This window comes from Companilactobacillus nodensis DSM 19682 = JCM 14932 = NBRC 107160, from assembly GCF_000615905.1.
GTDB classification, from domain to species: domain Bacteria; phylum Bacillota; class Bacilli; order Lactobacillales; family Lactobacillaceae; genus Companilactobacillus; species Companilactobacillus nodensis.
Window position 1 is genome coordinate 13,416 of sequence record NZ_BAMN01000019.1, and the last position, 13,844, is coordinate 27,259.

Annotated in this window: 16 protein-coding genes and 2 pseudogenes; 10 read left to right on the forward strand and 8 right to left on the reverse strand. The window is 36.4% G+C overall.

Annotated features, from left to right (window positions below; all coding sequences use genetic code 11):
• Positions 1–23 precede the first annotated feature (23 nt).
• Genes JCM14932_RS11050 through JCM14932_RS11060 form a run of 3 tightly spaced genes read left to right on the forward strand, consistent with a single transcriptional unit; the run spans position 24 to position 2,342 of the window.
• Positions 24–1,058 (forward strand): Gfo/Idh/MocA family oxidoreductase, encoded by a 1,035-nt coding sequence (locus JCM14932_RS11050; protein WP_034543287.1) that lies wholly within the window; start codon positions 24–26, stop codon positions 1,056–1,058.
• Between the two features lies 1 nt (position 1,059).
• Positions 1,060–1,944: a myo-inosose-2 dehydratase gene (iolE, locus tag JCM14932_RS11055; protein ID WP_025024905.1), complete on the forward strand. Its 885-nt coding sequence runs from the start codon at positions 1,060–1,062 to the stop codon at positions 1,942–1,944.
• Between the two features lie 8 nt (positions 1,945–1,952).
• Positions 1,953–2,342, forward strand: a complete 390-nt coding sequence (locus JCM14932_RS11060; RefSeq protein WP_025024906.1) for a tautomerase family protein — start codon at positions 1,953–1,955, stop codon at positions 2,340–2,342.
• A 118-nt stretch (positions 2,343–2,460) separates the two neighbouring features.
• Here JCM14932_RS11060 and JCM14932_RS17255 read toward each other — a convergent pair whose 3' ends face one another.
• The 6 genes from JCM14932_RS17255 to JCM14932_RS11090 form a co-directional block, all read right to left on the reverse strand.
• On the reverse strand, positions 2,461–3,642 hold the full coding sequence (locus JCM14932_RS17255) for an SLAP domain-containing protein (RefSeq protein WP_025024907.1): 1,182 nt from the start codon (positions 3,640–3,642) through the stop codon (positions 2,461–2,463).
• A 107-nt stretch (positions 3,643–3,749) separates the two neighbouring features.
• The gene (locus JCM14932_RS16615) at positions 3,750–3,887 is read right to left on the reverse strand and encodes a hypothetical protein (protein WP_155832121.1); all 138 of its coding nucleotides are present in this window, start codon (positions 3,885–3,887) and stop codon (positions 3,750–3,752) included.
• A gap of 167 nt (positions 3,888–4,054) precedes the next feature.
• Positions 4,055–4,684 carry a methyltransferase family protein gene (locus tag JCM14932_RS11075; RefSeq protein WP_025024908.1) on the reverse strand — a complete coding sequence of 210 codons (630 nt, stop codon included), beginning with the start codon at positions 4,682–4,684 and terminating at the stop codon, positions 4,055–4,057.
• Positions 4,684–5,340 carry a TetR/AcrR family transcriptional regulator gene (locus JCM14932_RS11080; protein WP_025024909.1) on the reverse strand — a complete coding sequence of 219 codons (657 nt, stop codon included), beginning with the start codon at positions 5,338–5,340 and terminating at the stop codon, positions 4,684–4,686. Before JCM14932_RS11080 ends, JCM14932_RS11075 begins: the two co-directional genes overlap by 1 nt.
• Positions 5,341–5,558: 218 nt before the next feature.
• Complete coding sequence (locus JCM14932_RS17735; RefSeq protein WP_439644404.1) at positions 5,559–5,720, reverse strand: hypothetical protein; 162 nt, start codon at positions 5,718–5,720, stop codon at positions 5,559–5,561.
• A 164-nt stretch (positions 5,721–5,884) separates the two neighbouring features.
• Positions 5,885–6,244: an ArsR/SmtB family transcription factor gene (locus JCM14932_RS11090; RefSeq protein WP_025024910.1), complete on the reverse strand. Its 360-nt coding sequence runs from the start codon at positions 6,242–6,244 to the stop codon at positions 5,885–5,887.
• A gap of 451 nt (positions 6,245–6,695) precedes the next feature.
• On the opposite strand from JCM14932_RS11090, the pseudogene JCM14932_RS15405 reads away from it, so the two are divergent.
• Positions 6,696–8,275, forward strand: a pseudogene (locus JCM14932_RS15405) (heavy metal translocating P-type ATPase).
• Positions 8,276–8,340: 65 nt separating this feature from the next.
• On the opposite strand, the pseudogene JCM14932_RS17745 reads toward JCM14932_RS15405, so the two are convergent.
• A pseudogene (locus JCM14932_RS17745) lies at positions 8,341–8,466 on the reverse strand (acetyltransferase); the annotation flags it as partial.
• Between the two features lie 113 nt (positions 8,467–8,579).
• On the opposite strand from JCM14932_RS17745, the gene JCM14932_RS11100 reads away from it, so the two are divergent.
• The 6 genes from JCM14932_RS11100 to JCM14932_RS17265 all read left to right on the forward strand — a co-directional run bounded on the left by JCM14932_RS11100 (position 8,580) and on the right by JCM14932_RS17265 (position 13,424).
• Complete coding sequence (locus tag JCM14932_RS11100) at positions 8,580–9,272, forward strand: GntR family transcriptional regulator (protein ID WP_025024911.1); 693 nt, start codon at positions 8,580–8,582, stop codon at positions 9,270–9,272.
• A gap of 200 nt (positions 9,273–9,472) precedes the next feature.
• On the forward strand, positions 9,473–10,564 hold the full coding sequence (locus tag JCM14932_RS11105) for a DUF871 domain-containing protein (protein ID WP_025024912.1): 1,092 nt from the start codon (positions 9,473–9,475) through the stop codon (positions 10,562–10,564).
• Positions 10,565–11,683, forward strand: coding sequence for an amidohydrolase/deacetylase family metallohydrolase (locus JCM14932_RS11110; protein ID WP_025024913.1), 1,119 nt, complete (start codon positions 10,565–10,567; stop codon positions 11,681–11,683).
• Entirely contained in the window at positions 11,684–12,418 is a 735-nt protein-coding gene (dagF, locus tag JCM14932_RS11115; RefSeq protein WP_025024914.1) for a 2-dehydro-3-deoxy-phosphogluconate aldolase, read from the forward strand.
• Positions 12,419–12,429: 11 nt separating this feature from the next.
• Positions 12,430–12,813, forward strand: a complete 384-nt coding sequence (locus tag JCM14932_RS17260) for a carbohydrate kinase family protein (RefSeq protein WP_235700595.1) — start codon at positions 12,430–12,432, stop codon at positions 12,811–12,813.
• A complete protein-coding gene (locus tag JCM14932_RS17265) occupies positions 12,798–13,424 on the forward strand; it encodes a carbohydrate kinase family protein (RefSeq protein ID WP_235700596.1) in 627 nt (208 codons plus the stop codon). The genes JCM14932_RS17260 and JCM14932_RS17265 overlap by 16 nt, the downstream gene beginning before the upstream one ends.
• A 30-nt stretch (positions 13,425–13,454) precedes the next feature.
• On the opposite strand, the gene JCM14932_RS11125 is transcribed toward JCM14932_RS17265, so the two are convergent.
• On the reverse strand, positions 13,455–13,754 hold the full coding sequence (locus JCM14932_RS11125; RefSeq protein WP_025024915.1) for a metal-sulfur cluster assembly factor: 300 nt from the start codon (positions 13,752–13,754) through the stop codon (positions 13,455–13,457).
• Positions 13,755–13,844: the final 90 nt, after the last annotated feature.

Genomic DNA, 13,844 nt, shown 5'->3' on the forward strand with positions numbered 1-13,844 from the left:
GTCAGTTTACTTAGGAGAAAATCATGGTCGTAAAAGTTGGAATTGTAGGATTAGGTCGTTTGGGAAAAATTCACGCAGAGAATCTATCGAAAAAAATTTATAATTGTGAATTAATCGCAGCCACTAGCATTGTTGATGAGGAATTAAATTGGGCCCAAAAAGAATTAGGAGTGAAGTATCTATATCACGATTTTGATGAAATGATTGCTAATGATGAAGTTGATGCAATTTTTATTGTTTCACCATCTTCATTCCATCCAGATCAAGTTGTCAAAGCATTGAACAAGAACAAGCATGTCTTCAGTGAGAAGCCATTAGGTCTCAGCGTTGAAGATATTCAAGAAATTTTGCCAGTTATCAATAGTAGTTCTAACAAATTTATGCTTGGATTTATGCGTAGATTCGATGATTCATATCGATATGCCAAAGAAAAAGTTGATGCTGGTGAAATCGGTGATATAACTTTGATTCGCTGTTACAGTATTGATCCAAGTGATGGTATGAAGAGTTTTGTAAACTTTGCCAAGAATAGTAATAGTGGTGGAATTTTCTCAGATATGTCGATCCATGATATTGACGTTATCAGATGGTTCTTGAATTCAGAGGATTCTGGTGTTAACAGAGTTTGGTCACTAGGAAATAACGTTGCCTATCCAGTATTGAATGATTTGAATGAATTAGAAACTGGTGCGGCAATGCTTCAATTAACTGATGATAAAATCGGGATGCTAGTTGCTGGTAGAAACGCTGCTCATGGATACCATGTGGAAACAGAAATTATTGGTACAAAAGGAACTTTGAGAATTGCAGCAACACCTGAAAAGAACTTAGTCCAAGTAATGAATTCCAGTGGTGTAGTTAGACCAACATCACAGAACTTCCCTGAAAGATTCCAGCAAGCCTTCATGTCTGAAGAACAATATTTCATTGATGCTATCAGTAATGATACTGAAATTGAAATCAAAGCCGAAGATGGTTTATATGCAACTCAAGTTGCGATTGCATTGCAAGAATCGTATGACAGTAATGAAATTATCAACATCAAGGGAGGCCAATAGCATGACAATCAAACTGGGAATTGCACCAATCGGTTGGACTAATGATGATATGCCTCAATTAGGCTCAAGCAATACTTTTGAACAAGCCATTTCTGAAATGTCATTGGCAGGATTCACAGGTACTGAAGTAGGAAGTAAGTTTCCAAGAGATATTGATGTTTTAAAACATGCATTAGAAATTCGTAATATGAGTATAGCAAGCGCTTGGTTCAGTTCATTCTTGCTTTCAAAGAGTTGGGAAGAGAACGAAGAAGCCTTTAAGGCACATCGTGATTTTCTTCATGCGTTAGGATCAAAGGTTATTGTGGTTTCGGAACAAGGAAATAGTATTCAAGGTCAGATTGATACACCGTTATTTTTGAATAAACCAGTTTATACAGAAGAACAATGGGAATTAGTAATCAATGGACTCGAAAAGTATGGAGAGTTAGCTCATGAAAAAGGGATGGAGATTGTTTATCACCACCACATGGGGACGGGTATACAAACGACTGAAGAGATCGAATACTTGATGGACAACACGGATCCTGACAAGGTCAACTTATTATTTGATACTGGTCACCTTGTATTCTCCGGAGAGGATCCACTTTATATTTATGATAAATACAAAGATAGAATCAAACATATTCATTTTAAGGATATTAGAAAACCTGAGATGGAAAAAACAATCGCAAAAAATCGCAGTTTCTTGAATAGTGTTAAAGCTGGAACCTTCACTGTTCCTGGTGATGGGATGATTGATTTTGCACCTATCTGGGAAAAAATCAAAGACAGTGGATATGATGGCTGGATCGTTGTGGAAGCTGAACAGGATCCTGATAAGGCTAATCCATATGAGTATGCCAAGAATACCAGAGCTTACATAAATAAAGTCACAGGTCTATAGGAGGAAATATGCCTTTAGTAAAAGTAGATCTATTAGAAGATGGTTGGACTGAAGACAATACAAAAATGTTATTAGACATTATTCATGAATCATTACTTGAGACATGGAATATACCTGTTCGCGATCGCTATCAAATAGTTAATTATCATCAAAAAAATGAAATGATAGTTGAAGATACAGGATTAAATATATCTAGAAGTAAGCGTGTGGTTATTATATCTATTACAAGCTTTACTCGGACTGTTGAACAGAAGAAAGAATTGTATAAAGTGTTAGCTGATAAATTAAGTATATCGAATCTAAAACTTCCAAGTAGTGACTTGATGGTTAATATTACTAATAATAATTTAGAAGATTGGTCATTTGGAAATGGTGAAGCGCAGTTATTAGATGATTAATTACAAAAAAGCAGTAACTGTTGGAGGACAGCTACTGCTTTTTCGCGTTGAGTGGTTTTGTTAAGTATAAGTGTGTAGGGAAAGGAGTTTGAGAGTGTGAGGAGAGAAATTATTAGAATTAAACTAAGTCTTCTGCGCGAACCCATTCGTTAGTGGCAACGCGGTATAATGTTTGTCCATTTTTAGTTAGGGAATTGTCTGAGAACCAAGGAGTATTCGGAGCCAGAGCACGGTTACCAATTAATTCACCATTTGAAGTGTAAAGACGTTTTGGTGTATTTCCAGAAGTAGTAATAGTTTTACTAAATACTTCCATTGCGATGTATGTGTCTTCTGCACCATCAGAAACTTTGGCCCATTCGTTAGTGGCAACACGGTAATAAGTTGTGCCGTTTAATGTCATTTGTTTATCGACAGCCCAACTAGTGTTAGCCATTAAAGCACGGTTTCTTACTGCCTTGCCTTCAATATTAAATAGTTGAGTAGTTTTATTTGTTCTGAAGGTAGTCTTGTGAGCAGTTATAGTTGGTTTTGCAGGTGTTGTTACTGCACCTTTTTTGATAACTTGAACGTGATAAGCTTTTTGAGATTTGTCTACCTTAACTTCTGAAGACTCATTCTTAGCTAGTACGTATCCTTCAGGAATAACAAGCTTGTGTTTTGATCCATTGAGACCAGATACTTTCATTGATCCGATTTCCTTGTTTGTTGCTTGGTCAATGAATTGGATTTTGTTTGTGTATGTTGTTGCGTCTGTTGATGATGAGTGACCTGGTTTTTTGTTTGGTGTTAGAGTGACAGCAATTTTCCCGTCAATGATTGAAAAGTCTTGATTAGGAACAATTGAGTAACCCTTTGGTATTTCAACAAGTTTGGGATTTACAGAAGAAGCATTTTCATATACATCAGGTATGATGCGTGATTTGATTTTATCTTTAGCATTTTCTTTGTTAGTGTAATTTACCGTAATTGGTATTTTTAGCGCAGGGACTACATTTACTTCAACAATTCCATTTTTAATATCAAATGTTTGATCCCCCGCTAGCTTATAGCCCTCAGGGGCATTGATTTTCGATTTTTCAATTTGGGTAATATCTGATGGGACATCTTTTATCTCATCTGTTTTGGGTAAAATGTTATCACCAACTTTGAATTGAACCTTTATTGTTCTTTTTTCTTCTTTCCCTGATGGACTAGGAACGACTGTTACAAGAATTTTTTCTGTAACTTCCTTTTTAGAAGTGTCTATTGTAAATGGTTTATTATTTACTGTAGTATCAACTTTATACCTGTTATTCAACGCTTTGTTAAGATCATCAACGCTGATAGAAGTTTGTCCTTTTTTAACACTAATAGTTTCTATTTTGGGATGTTCACTATCTGAATTTGTGTATATTAAGTTTAATGTTATGTCACTTTGTCATTTGCTTTTTCAGCTGAAGCACCATCAGCTGCATTAACAACCACAGCGTTAATCATACTTGGATTTAAAATCATAGTACTAAATAATAAACTCGTAATTACAAGGGACTTAGTTTTTTTCATAAAATCTCTCCTTAGGGTCTAATAATTAAGAACTAGATAATAATAACGGACTAGTGTAAATATCCAGTTAAGTTAATGTAAATTTCATGTAAAGTTTCAGAAAATTAAAGTTATTAGTCAAGGAAAAAATAAATAAAAAAAATCATCAGTTTCAAAAACTGATGAGATTACCAAATAAATGGAATTAATGATTTTGTTTTCTTATTATATTCAACGAAGTCATGACCATAATGTTGTATCAGGTATTTATCAGCATTAGGGATGTACGAAAATACGAACATGCACAACAACATCAGTGGTATCAACAATGACCACCAGTTACCGGTTACTAGAGCAAATCCTAAAACCCATAAAACATCACCAAAGTAGTTGATGTGAACGGCATATTTAAATAATCCTCCGGTGTACAATTTTCCTTTATTAGCAGGATTAGATTTGAATGGTTTGCGTAGTAATTCTGAGGTGCTGTTGATTCCTGAGCCAATTATGAATAATAGCCATCCTAACCAGATCCAGGTTAAATTACCCCAGATTGCCAGAATAGGGAATACTAAGTAGTACAGTCCAAATGCAAGACTGTTGCCGATTGCTTCCTTCCAACCGATTCCACGTGGCAGCCAAATGAACATCATGCAGTTCAATCTGATGAATGTTACCAATATTAGTAGTGACACATTAATAGTCATTGCAGTTGATAAATGGGGAATTACCCATAAGTAATCAGCAAGTATATAAATTATTTGGACTATAAATATAAGTATTTTTGCAGGAACGGTTTCACTATGTATCCCGTACATCAATTGTTACTTCCACTTGGAGTCAATCCATTTACTAAGAATGTAACTAAATGACCGACCTCTTCATTTTCATCCCAATTTGGAGATTTAAATAGGAAGTAATGCTGTGCCAGATAACCAAAAATAGTTGAGAAAATAAATCTAAATATCTCTACATTGGTCCAGTCGACCAACAATCCGTTATTTTTCAGATGGTCGAAAGAATCATTAATATTTTTCATATAGTCATATGGAATTTCGGCAATCATATCTTGTCTGATATTTTCATCATAAATAAATTCATCCACAAAAATTCTGATCACATCGATATTTTCCACAAAAAATTCTAGACGGTTTCTCAAAATAACATTTATGAAGTCCTGCAGGGTAGGGTATTCAGTCTTCAAGGCTACCTCAGAAAATTCAGTCATGACTTCAGGTAGAATAACGCGTGACAATGGTTTAAGAATTGATAATAATAATTCCTCTTTGTTATTAAATCGCTTGAACAAACTTCCCTCAGACACACCGGCTTCATGTGCAATTTCTTTTGTGCTGGTATCTTTGTAACCCTTTTTTGCAAACAGCGTTATAGCGGCTTGGAAAATTTTTAGTTGTTTATCAGTTAATCCAGATGTTTCAGGTGATTTTTTATATATATCAATTAGACTTTTCATATTTTATCCTCAGATCATTAATACTTTAATTGTAATTCAATAGAAACGAAAAAGCTGGAACAAAATTGCTTTTGTCCCAGCTTCATCAGGGGTGAATCAAAAATATTAGAATTAAGCGTGTTTTACGCTATGACCATTGCGGTAACCTAAGTATAGTTGAGTTGCCGCAAGGACGATGTTTACGTAGTTCAAAATATTGAACCATGTATCAATACCAGCTACTTGCTTACGCCAAAGTAAGTCCAGAATCCGGCAATGACAGCAACGACGTTGACCCATCCAAGTGCCTTTTGAAGTTGTTGATCATCTCTTTTTACGTACATCCAAATTGCGTTGACTACGAACCAAATTGCCAAAATCCAAAACATTGTTGTAAACATAATATCAGCTCCTCTAAAAATCTTTTTGTTTCTTAGAAAGTGAGCACTCACTTTCTTGATTACATGGATCATTATAGTTCTACTAATTTTAAAGTCAACAGTTTAAATATGTTTTTTTGCAATAAAAAACTTCCGAGCAATAGTTCACTCGGAAGGCAGTAGTATCAGTCGTTTTCATCTTCGATAATGTGATCTTTTGTCTGTCCAAAAATTGTGATTATGTGTTGGTCACTTAATCGATAATGAATATTTCGACCATGTCGCACACTCGTAACAAGATTTAATTGACGTAATAGACTTAGTTGATGGGAAATTGATGATTGACTCATGTCCAAAGTATCGGCGATCTCGCCAACACTCAAGGGTGTTTTTGACAATGCCAGGATAATTTTTACACGGGTCATATCGCCAAAAGCCTTAAAAATGTTGACCATTGATTCTAATTCTTCATTGGCAGGAATGCTTTCCTTCAAATGATTCAGAGCAGCTTGATGTTCTTGTTCTGAAAAATCTTTTTCTACCATAATACTTCACCTTTTTTCTACAAATCATTGAATTTCCCTGTAGGATATATTATATTATAGATGAAATATGAATGAATGCTCATATATTCATGTAAACACTTACACAATTGTAGGGAGGATGTTTCTAATGAAATCGTACAATGTCCAATCCGAATATCAAGTAAAAAATAAGCAAACGAAATCAAAACATAAATTAGATCATGAATCCACTGTCAGACTATGGAAATTAGTTATTTCAGCTGTATTTATGATTGCGGGATTCATAGGAATATTCGGTGAACCGATTAATATCGTCCTTTATTTCATGGGTTACTTCGTTATTGGTGGAAGTATCATCTTAAGAGCGGTAAAAAATATTTTTCGTGGTGAAATTTTTGATGAGAACTTTTTAATGACGATAGCGACTGTCGGTGCTCTGATTCTGGGAGAGTATCCGGAAGCCGTAGCGGTTATGTTCTTCTATGAAGTAGGTAACTTATTCGAAGATATTGCGACAAATAATTCTAAAAAATCTATTTCAGCGTTATTGGAAGTTAAACCAGTTTTTGCGACTATAAAAATGGCTTCGGGTACTAAGAAAGTTGATCCATCTAAAGTTCAAGTTGGACAGATTATTATCGTCAGACCTGGTGAGAAGATCCCCTTAGATGGGACGGTCGTGTCTGGACAATCGATGGTTGATACATCAGCTTTAACGGGTGAATCAATGCCTCGTAGTATTGGTCAAAACGATGTCGCCATGAGTGGTTCTATCAATCAAAACGGTACTTTGGAGATTAAGGTTACAAAGATATATAGTGATTCTACAGTTGCCAAAATATTGGATATGGTCCAAAATGCAAGCAATAAAAAAGCTCCAGCAGAGAAGTTCATTACACGTTTTGCCAAAATCTATACACCGATCGTAGTTGCTATGGCGGTTGCACTAGCAATAATTCCGTCACTGTTTACTGGCAACTGGGGTGAGTGGATCTCACGTGCTTGGTATTCTTAGTTATCTCATGTCCTTGTGCTCTAGTTATTTCAGTTCCACTGAGTTTCTTCGGCGGAATTGGAGCGGCATCTAAACAAGGTGTACTAGTAAAGGGTAGCAGTTATCTTGAAGCCTTGAATAGTGTTGATACAGTAGCCTTTGACAAGACGGGTACTTTGACAAAAGGACAATTTGAAGTTGTTAAAATTGAACCTGTAGCTGGAATTAAGAGACAAGATTTATTAGGTATTGCAGCTGCAGCGGAACAGAATTCTACGCATCCAATTGCGCAATCGATTATCAAAGCTTATAACGGCGATATGAATCAGTATCAGGTCACAGACGCGAATGAACATGCTGGTCATGGTTTGAAGGCTATAGTCGATGGCAAACAAGTTGTAGTAGGTAATGATAAAGCAATGTCAGGAATTAATTTCATCAGAGATAATGGAATTGGTACGGTTGTTTATGTCAGTGTTGACGGTAAGTTTATGGGTAGCATTGTGATTGCCGATGAGCCTAAGTCTGATGCACAGGATGCAATTGAATTATTACATCAACGTGGGATTAAGAGTGCCATGTTGACTGGTGATAATGCCATAGTTGGTAGATCAATTGCGGATAAACTTAAGTTAGACAATGTCTATACTGACTTGTTACCTGAAGATAAGGTTAATATTGTTGAAAAATTACTTGCAACTTCTAAGAAGAAAAATAAAAAAGTGGCCTTCGTTGGTGATGGTATTAATGATACGCCAGTATTAACGACAGCTGATATCGGGTTCGCCATGGGCGGTCTTGGTAGTGATGCTGCAGTTGAAGCGGCCGATATTGTTATTATGGGTGACGAACCTTCAAAGGTTTCTAAGACGATTAAAATTGCTCAAGTGACTAGAAAAATAGTTATGGAGAATATTGGTTTTGCCATAGGGATCAAAGTTTTGTTCTTAATCCTAGGAGCCTTCGGTTTCGTAGGCATGTGGCAAGCAGTATTTGCCGATGTCGGCGTCACCGTTATAGCGGTATTAAACGCTGTTAGACTACAGTTCTTGAAGTGATAAACAATTATAAAAAGTCCTCGCATTTATTAAAATGCGAGGACTTTTTATTGTAAATACTTATCTCGTCCGATTATTAGTTTGTCACCTAGAAATTCATAATAGTGAGTTGCATGTTTTTCAAAATTCTCTGGTTCAGATTTATCATCGTAATACGTGTGGTCGTCCACGATAATATTTGGGTTGGGGATATAACTTCATGAGGTGCTCCTTAAATTTAATTGCTGTTATTTAACGGTCGTTACATATATTATAATGTATGGATACATAATAATTAATATAGATGAACCACGGAGATAATAAAATGATAGCAGGAAGTTTATATCAGAGAATTGCCAGTGATATTAAAAAGAATATTTTATCAGGTAAGTATGAAGTAGGAACCCTTATACCAACAGAGAACGAATTAGAGAAAATGTATAATGTCAGCAAAATCACGGTCCGCAATGCGGTCGAATTACTAGTCAGTGAAGGTTATTTGGTTAAGAAAAGTGGAATCGGAACGACAGTTATTAGCAACAACTTGTTCAATAAATTATCAAAAGCCAGATCATTCTCATCTATTGTCGATGAACACGGTGATTTAACTAAGAAAATCCTACAGATCAAATTAGTTTCACCAAAAGGAACTCCCTTTGAGGAATCTGGTAAGCAACAGGTTCTGTATATTAAACGTCTTTATTCACTAGATGATAAGCCGTTCATAATTTTTGAACACTATCTTCCAAATGTTGCGATTCAAAATGAATTGAAAGATTTGCGTCACAAATCACTCTACAAAATACTCCAAGAGAGCGGTCAAGAGGTGGCAAGCTTCAAGGATGAATTCAAGGCTGTTAATCTAAAAGATGATGACAAGGAGTTATTGGGTAAGTCGGATACTTTGGCGCTTAACCGTGTTAGAAGAGGTTTTGATCGCTTTGGCAATCTAGTCGAATATTCATTAGCTATGTATGATACTGATAAATTTCCTTATGAAATCGAATACGAAGTCTAGACTTTGTATAAGCGTTTACATCGTATTGTTATAATGTTATAATCTTTGTGAATTTTAAGGGAGTGTTTGTTAAGTATTACTGTGATTTGTATATTGTCAAAAATAATATTTCCGATAATATTAGCTACGATCTATATATCAGTTATCATTTCGAACAAATACTAAAGAGTATTTACAGACTTGAAAGGCGGTACGGAGGTATGGCAAAACGAACTTTGGGCGTTTCAGTATATCCTGATCATAGTGAAGTAGAAGTTGACAAAGAATATTTAGCTAAAGCAGCGTTACAAGGATTTAGTCGGGTTTTCATGAGCATGTTAGAAGTTAGTGACGGCCAAGAAAAAGTTATGGCAAAGTACCATGATTTAATTTCGTATGCAAAGATGCTCGGGTACACCGTTACGTTAGATGTTGCACCTGATATTTTCGATCAGCTGGGAATTTCATATTACGATCTGAGCTTTTTTAAGCAGTTAGAAGCGGATACGATTCGTTTGGATACGGGTTTTGACGGTAAGACAGAGGCAATGATCTCTTATAATCCTGAACGATTGAATATTGAACTCAACATGAGTAATGATGTGGATTATTTAAATAATATTCTATCTTTCTCAGCTAATCGACCATTCATTTGGGGGTGCCATAATTTTTATCCCCAGCGTGGAACGGGTTTACCATTGGACTTTTTCAATTCTTGTTCCAAACGTTTTAGAGAGCAAAATATTGAGACAGCAGCGTTTGTAACTTCACAAACTGGGAAACTTGGTCCCTGGGATATTAACGATGGCTTGCCAACCTTAGAGATGCATCGTGATTTACCGGTAATCATACAAGCAAAGCATTTGTTTGCGACTGGATTAATCGATTGCGTGATCATTGGTAATGCATACGCTTCGGATGAAGAATTAGAAGAGTTAGGCAGGATGGATCGCTATCAACTAGCTTTCAATGTTAAATTATCATCTGATATCGATGAGGTTGAACGCGAAATATTATTCGACGATCAGCATGTAAGACGAGGGGATATTACTGACTTGGTTATACGTTCCACCGAGGTTCGACAAAAGTATGGCCCAAGTGATAATCCTCAAAGTAGTGGAGTGCATGACTTCAGACGTGGTGACATTGTTATTGGTAATGATGAGTTTGGTAAATATAAAAATGAATTACAAATTGTGTTAGAACCACACAGTGATCCGCGGAAGAATTTGGTCGCAAAAATCTCAGAGAAGGAACTGTTCCTGCTGGATTATGTGACACCGTGGGCCAAATTTAAATTGGAGGCGATTTGAATGGCTGATTTATATATAAAAAATGGGTTGAACGAGCATTCTGAACCAATTGAACTCTTGATTAAAAACGGAAAAATAGAACGTGTCGGGGAAGAACTGGCAGATGTAGTTGCTGAAAAGACAATCGATCTCGAAAAAAAGTCATTCGTCACTGCAGGTTGGATCGATGATCATACACATTGCTATGAAAAATTTGATCTCTATTCTGATGACCCGGACGAAGCTGGGTATAAGACGGGCGTTACAACCGTCATCGATGCTGGTTCTACTGGTGCCAATAATATTGGAGATTTTTATGACGTTACCCGCGATAAAAAAACCAACGTATACGCAATGATCAATGTTTCTAGCAATGGAATCACAACTAAAAATGAATTAGAGGATATGAGTCAGATAAGTTTGTCCGATGTACAAACTGCCGTAGATAATTATCCAGATTTTATTGTGGGAATCAAAGCCAGAATGAGCCATTCTGTTGTTATCAATAATGGTATCAATCCTCTGGTCGAAGCTAAATATATTCAGATGAAGTTGAAAAAGCAATTACCATTGATGGTTCACGTAGGTTCGAATCCACCCGAGTTGGCTGAGGTCATTGCCGTTATGGAACGTGGAGATATTTTAACGCATTGTTTTAATGGTAAGAAGAACGGAATTTTGGATGAGAATGATGACATTAGAGATTTTGTACAGGATGGATATGAGCACGGAATAATTTTTGATGTTGGTCATGGAACGGAGAGCTTTAGTTTCCATACCGCTGAAGTTGCCAAAGACTATAAGCTATCACCCGAGACTTTGAGCACTGATATTTCCCATTCCAATCGTGAAGATGGACCAGTTTATGATATGTCGACGTGTATCGAAAAGTTATTAGTCATTGGTTATAGATTGTCAGAAGTCATTCCTATGATCACGACTCGTCCAGCTAAGAACTTTAATCTCAATAGTAAGGGCCGATTAGAAGAAGGTTATGATGCCGACATTACTATTTTTGATATTAAAAAGGGTCGCAAGGAATTGACCGACTCTAATGGTGATGTTAGAACAACTGATACATTGGTATTGCCCAAATACAGTATTGTCAATGGTAACGTGTATACAATTGGGGGTATTTAGATGAATCTCAAACCTAATTATTTGGATAACGGAATTTGTTTGAATGTTCTGGCTAATTCAGTTCAAAATGCTAAAGACTGTTTTGCTGCCGCCGAAGGTCATGTTGTTCTGGGAGTTTTAACGAAAAATTATTCTAGTGATATTGAAGCTATTGAAGATATGCTAGCCTATAAAGCACAAGTTCATAACGCCGTTTCAATTGGTCTTGGTGCAGGCGATCCTAATCAAAGTGACATGGTTGCGAGAGTCTCTAAAGAAATTCAGCCACAACATATCAACCAAGTCTTTACTGGTGTTGGTGCCAGTCGAGCATTGTTAGGTCAAGCTGAAACAGTTATCAACGGTTTGGTCTCACCTACTGGTAATATTGGAACAGTTAACATAGCTACCGGTCCATTGAGTAGCCAAATTACTTCAGCTGAAGTTCCAATTGAAACAGCCATTGCTATGCTAAAAGACATGGGTGGTTCGTCGATCAAATATTATCCGATGAACGGATTGGCTCATGTTGAAGAATTCAAAGCTGTCGCTGAAGCCTGTGCCAACAATGATTTTGATATTGAGCCAACTGGTGGGATAGATTTGGATAATTTTGAAGAAGTTGTCTCGATTGCCTTTAAGGCTGGCGTAAAGCACATTATTCCCCACGTCTATAGTTCGATAATCGATAAGTCAACAGGGAATACGCGTCCTGAAGATGTTGCTAAGTTATATGAAGTTATTAAAAAGTTTTAAGAGGTTGGATTATGAAAATATTGTCCTTTGGTGAAGTTATGCTTAGATTAACTGTTCCGGAGCATATGTTACTGGAGCAAAGCGACACTGTGAGAATGAGTACGGTTGGTACAGGAGTTAATTTGCTAGGTAGTTTGTCCCACTTGGGTTATCAGACTAAGATATTAACGCAAGTTCCAGATAACAGCTTGGGTAAGAAAGTCGCCGCAGACCTTAGAAAACTGGGAATATCAGATGAATGTGTCGAGTATTCTGGAAATCATCTTGGCAGCTTTTTTGTGGAACTCGGATATGGATCGCGACCTGAGCGTGTTATTTATCAAGATCGATTAACAAGTTCTTTTTGTCAGGCGGAGCAGATGAATATGATTTTGAAGCAATGCTTGAAGATGTAGATTATGTTCATATTTGTGGAATCACTCTCAGTCTGACTAATAAGACTAGAACGGCTGCTCTAAAATTGGCAGAAATGGCTCAAAGAATGAGAAAAACAGTTTGTTTTGATTTTAATTATCGAATAGGCTTGAATGAGGATACGAGTCATTCTGTGATGAAAGAGCGTTACGAGGAAATACTGCCATATGTTGATGTGGCGTTTGGCAGTATTCGTGATTTGACTGATTTGTTGGATTATCCTGATATTGGAGCGCAACATATATTCAAACATTTCATGGATGACTTTGACATTGAATACTTTGCTGGCAGTAACCTGGGTCAGAAAGATTCTAAAAAGTGTTTTGAAGGTTTTATATATCATGAAGGAGAGTTGTATCGTTCTAAGCCTCGAGAAGTTGATGTCTTGGATCGAATCGGCGGTAGAGATGCCTTTGCCAGTGGGATAATTACAGGCTTGATAGAGCACTGGGATTATGACAGCATGCTACAATTTGCAGTAGCAAATGCCGTCATGACTCAGGAAGCAATGAATGACGTCCCGATTTTTGATAAGAATGATATCTTTGACTATATTCAATGTGATGGAAAAAATGATTTGATTGGATATTAAAAGCCAACTCTATTTTAGAGTTGGCTTCTTTTATACTCCCAGAGTCATCCGGGCAATTTTTGACATACGTTCTTTGGTCCAAACTGGTGTCCAAACCATTTCAAGGTTACACTTACTGACAAAATCAATTTTTTCGACAGCTTTGATTACGTTTTGCGTAATTGATTCGCCAAATTGACAGCTACGCGTCGGCATAGTCATTTTGATATTGCAGATATCTTGGTTTAATTCAATATCGTAGATTAGACCAAGATTGATAATATCAAGTTCCATATCAGGGTCAATGACCTCGGATAAATGGTTTTTGATTATCATGATTTTGTCATCCATAGTGACCTCTTTCTAACCGAATATTTGCTCTTAATTTTAATTATACGCTCGTTGTTTTTTAACTGTAGCGTGAATTTAATGATAAATTGA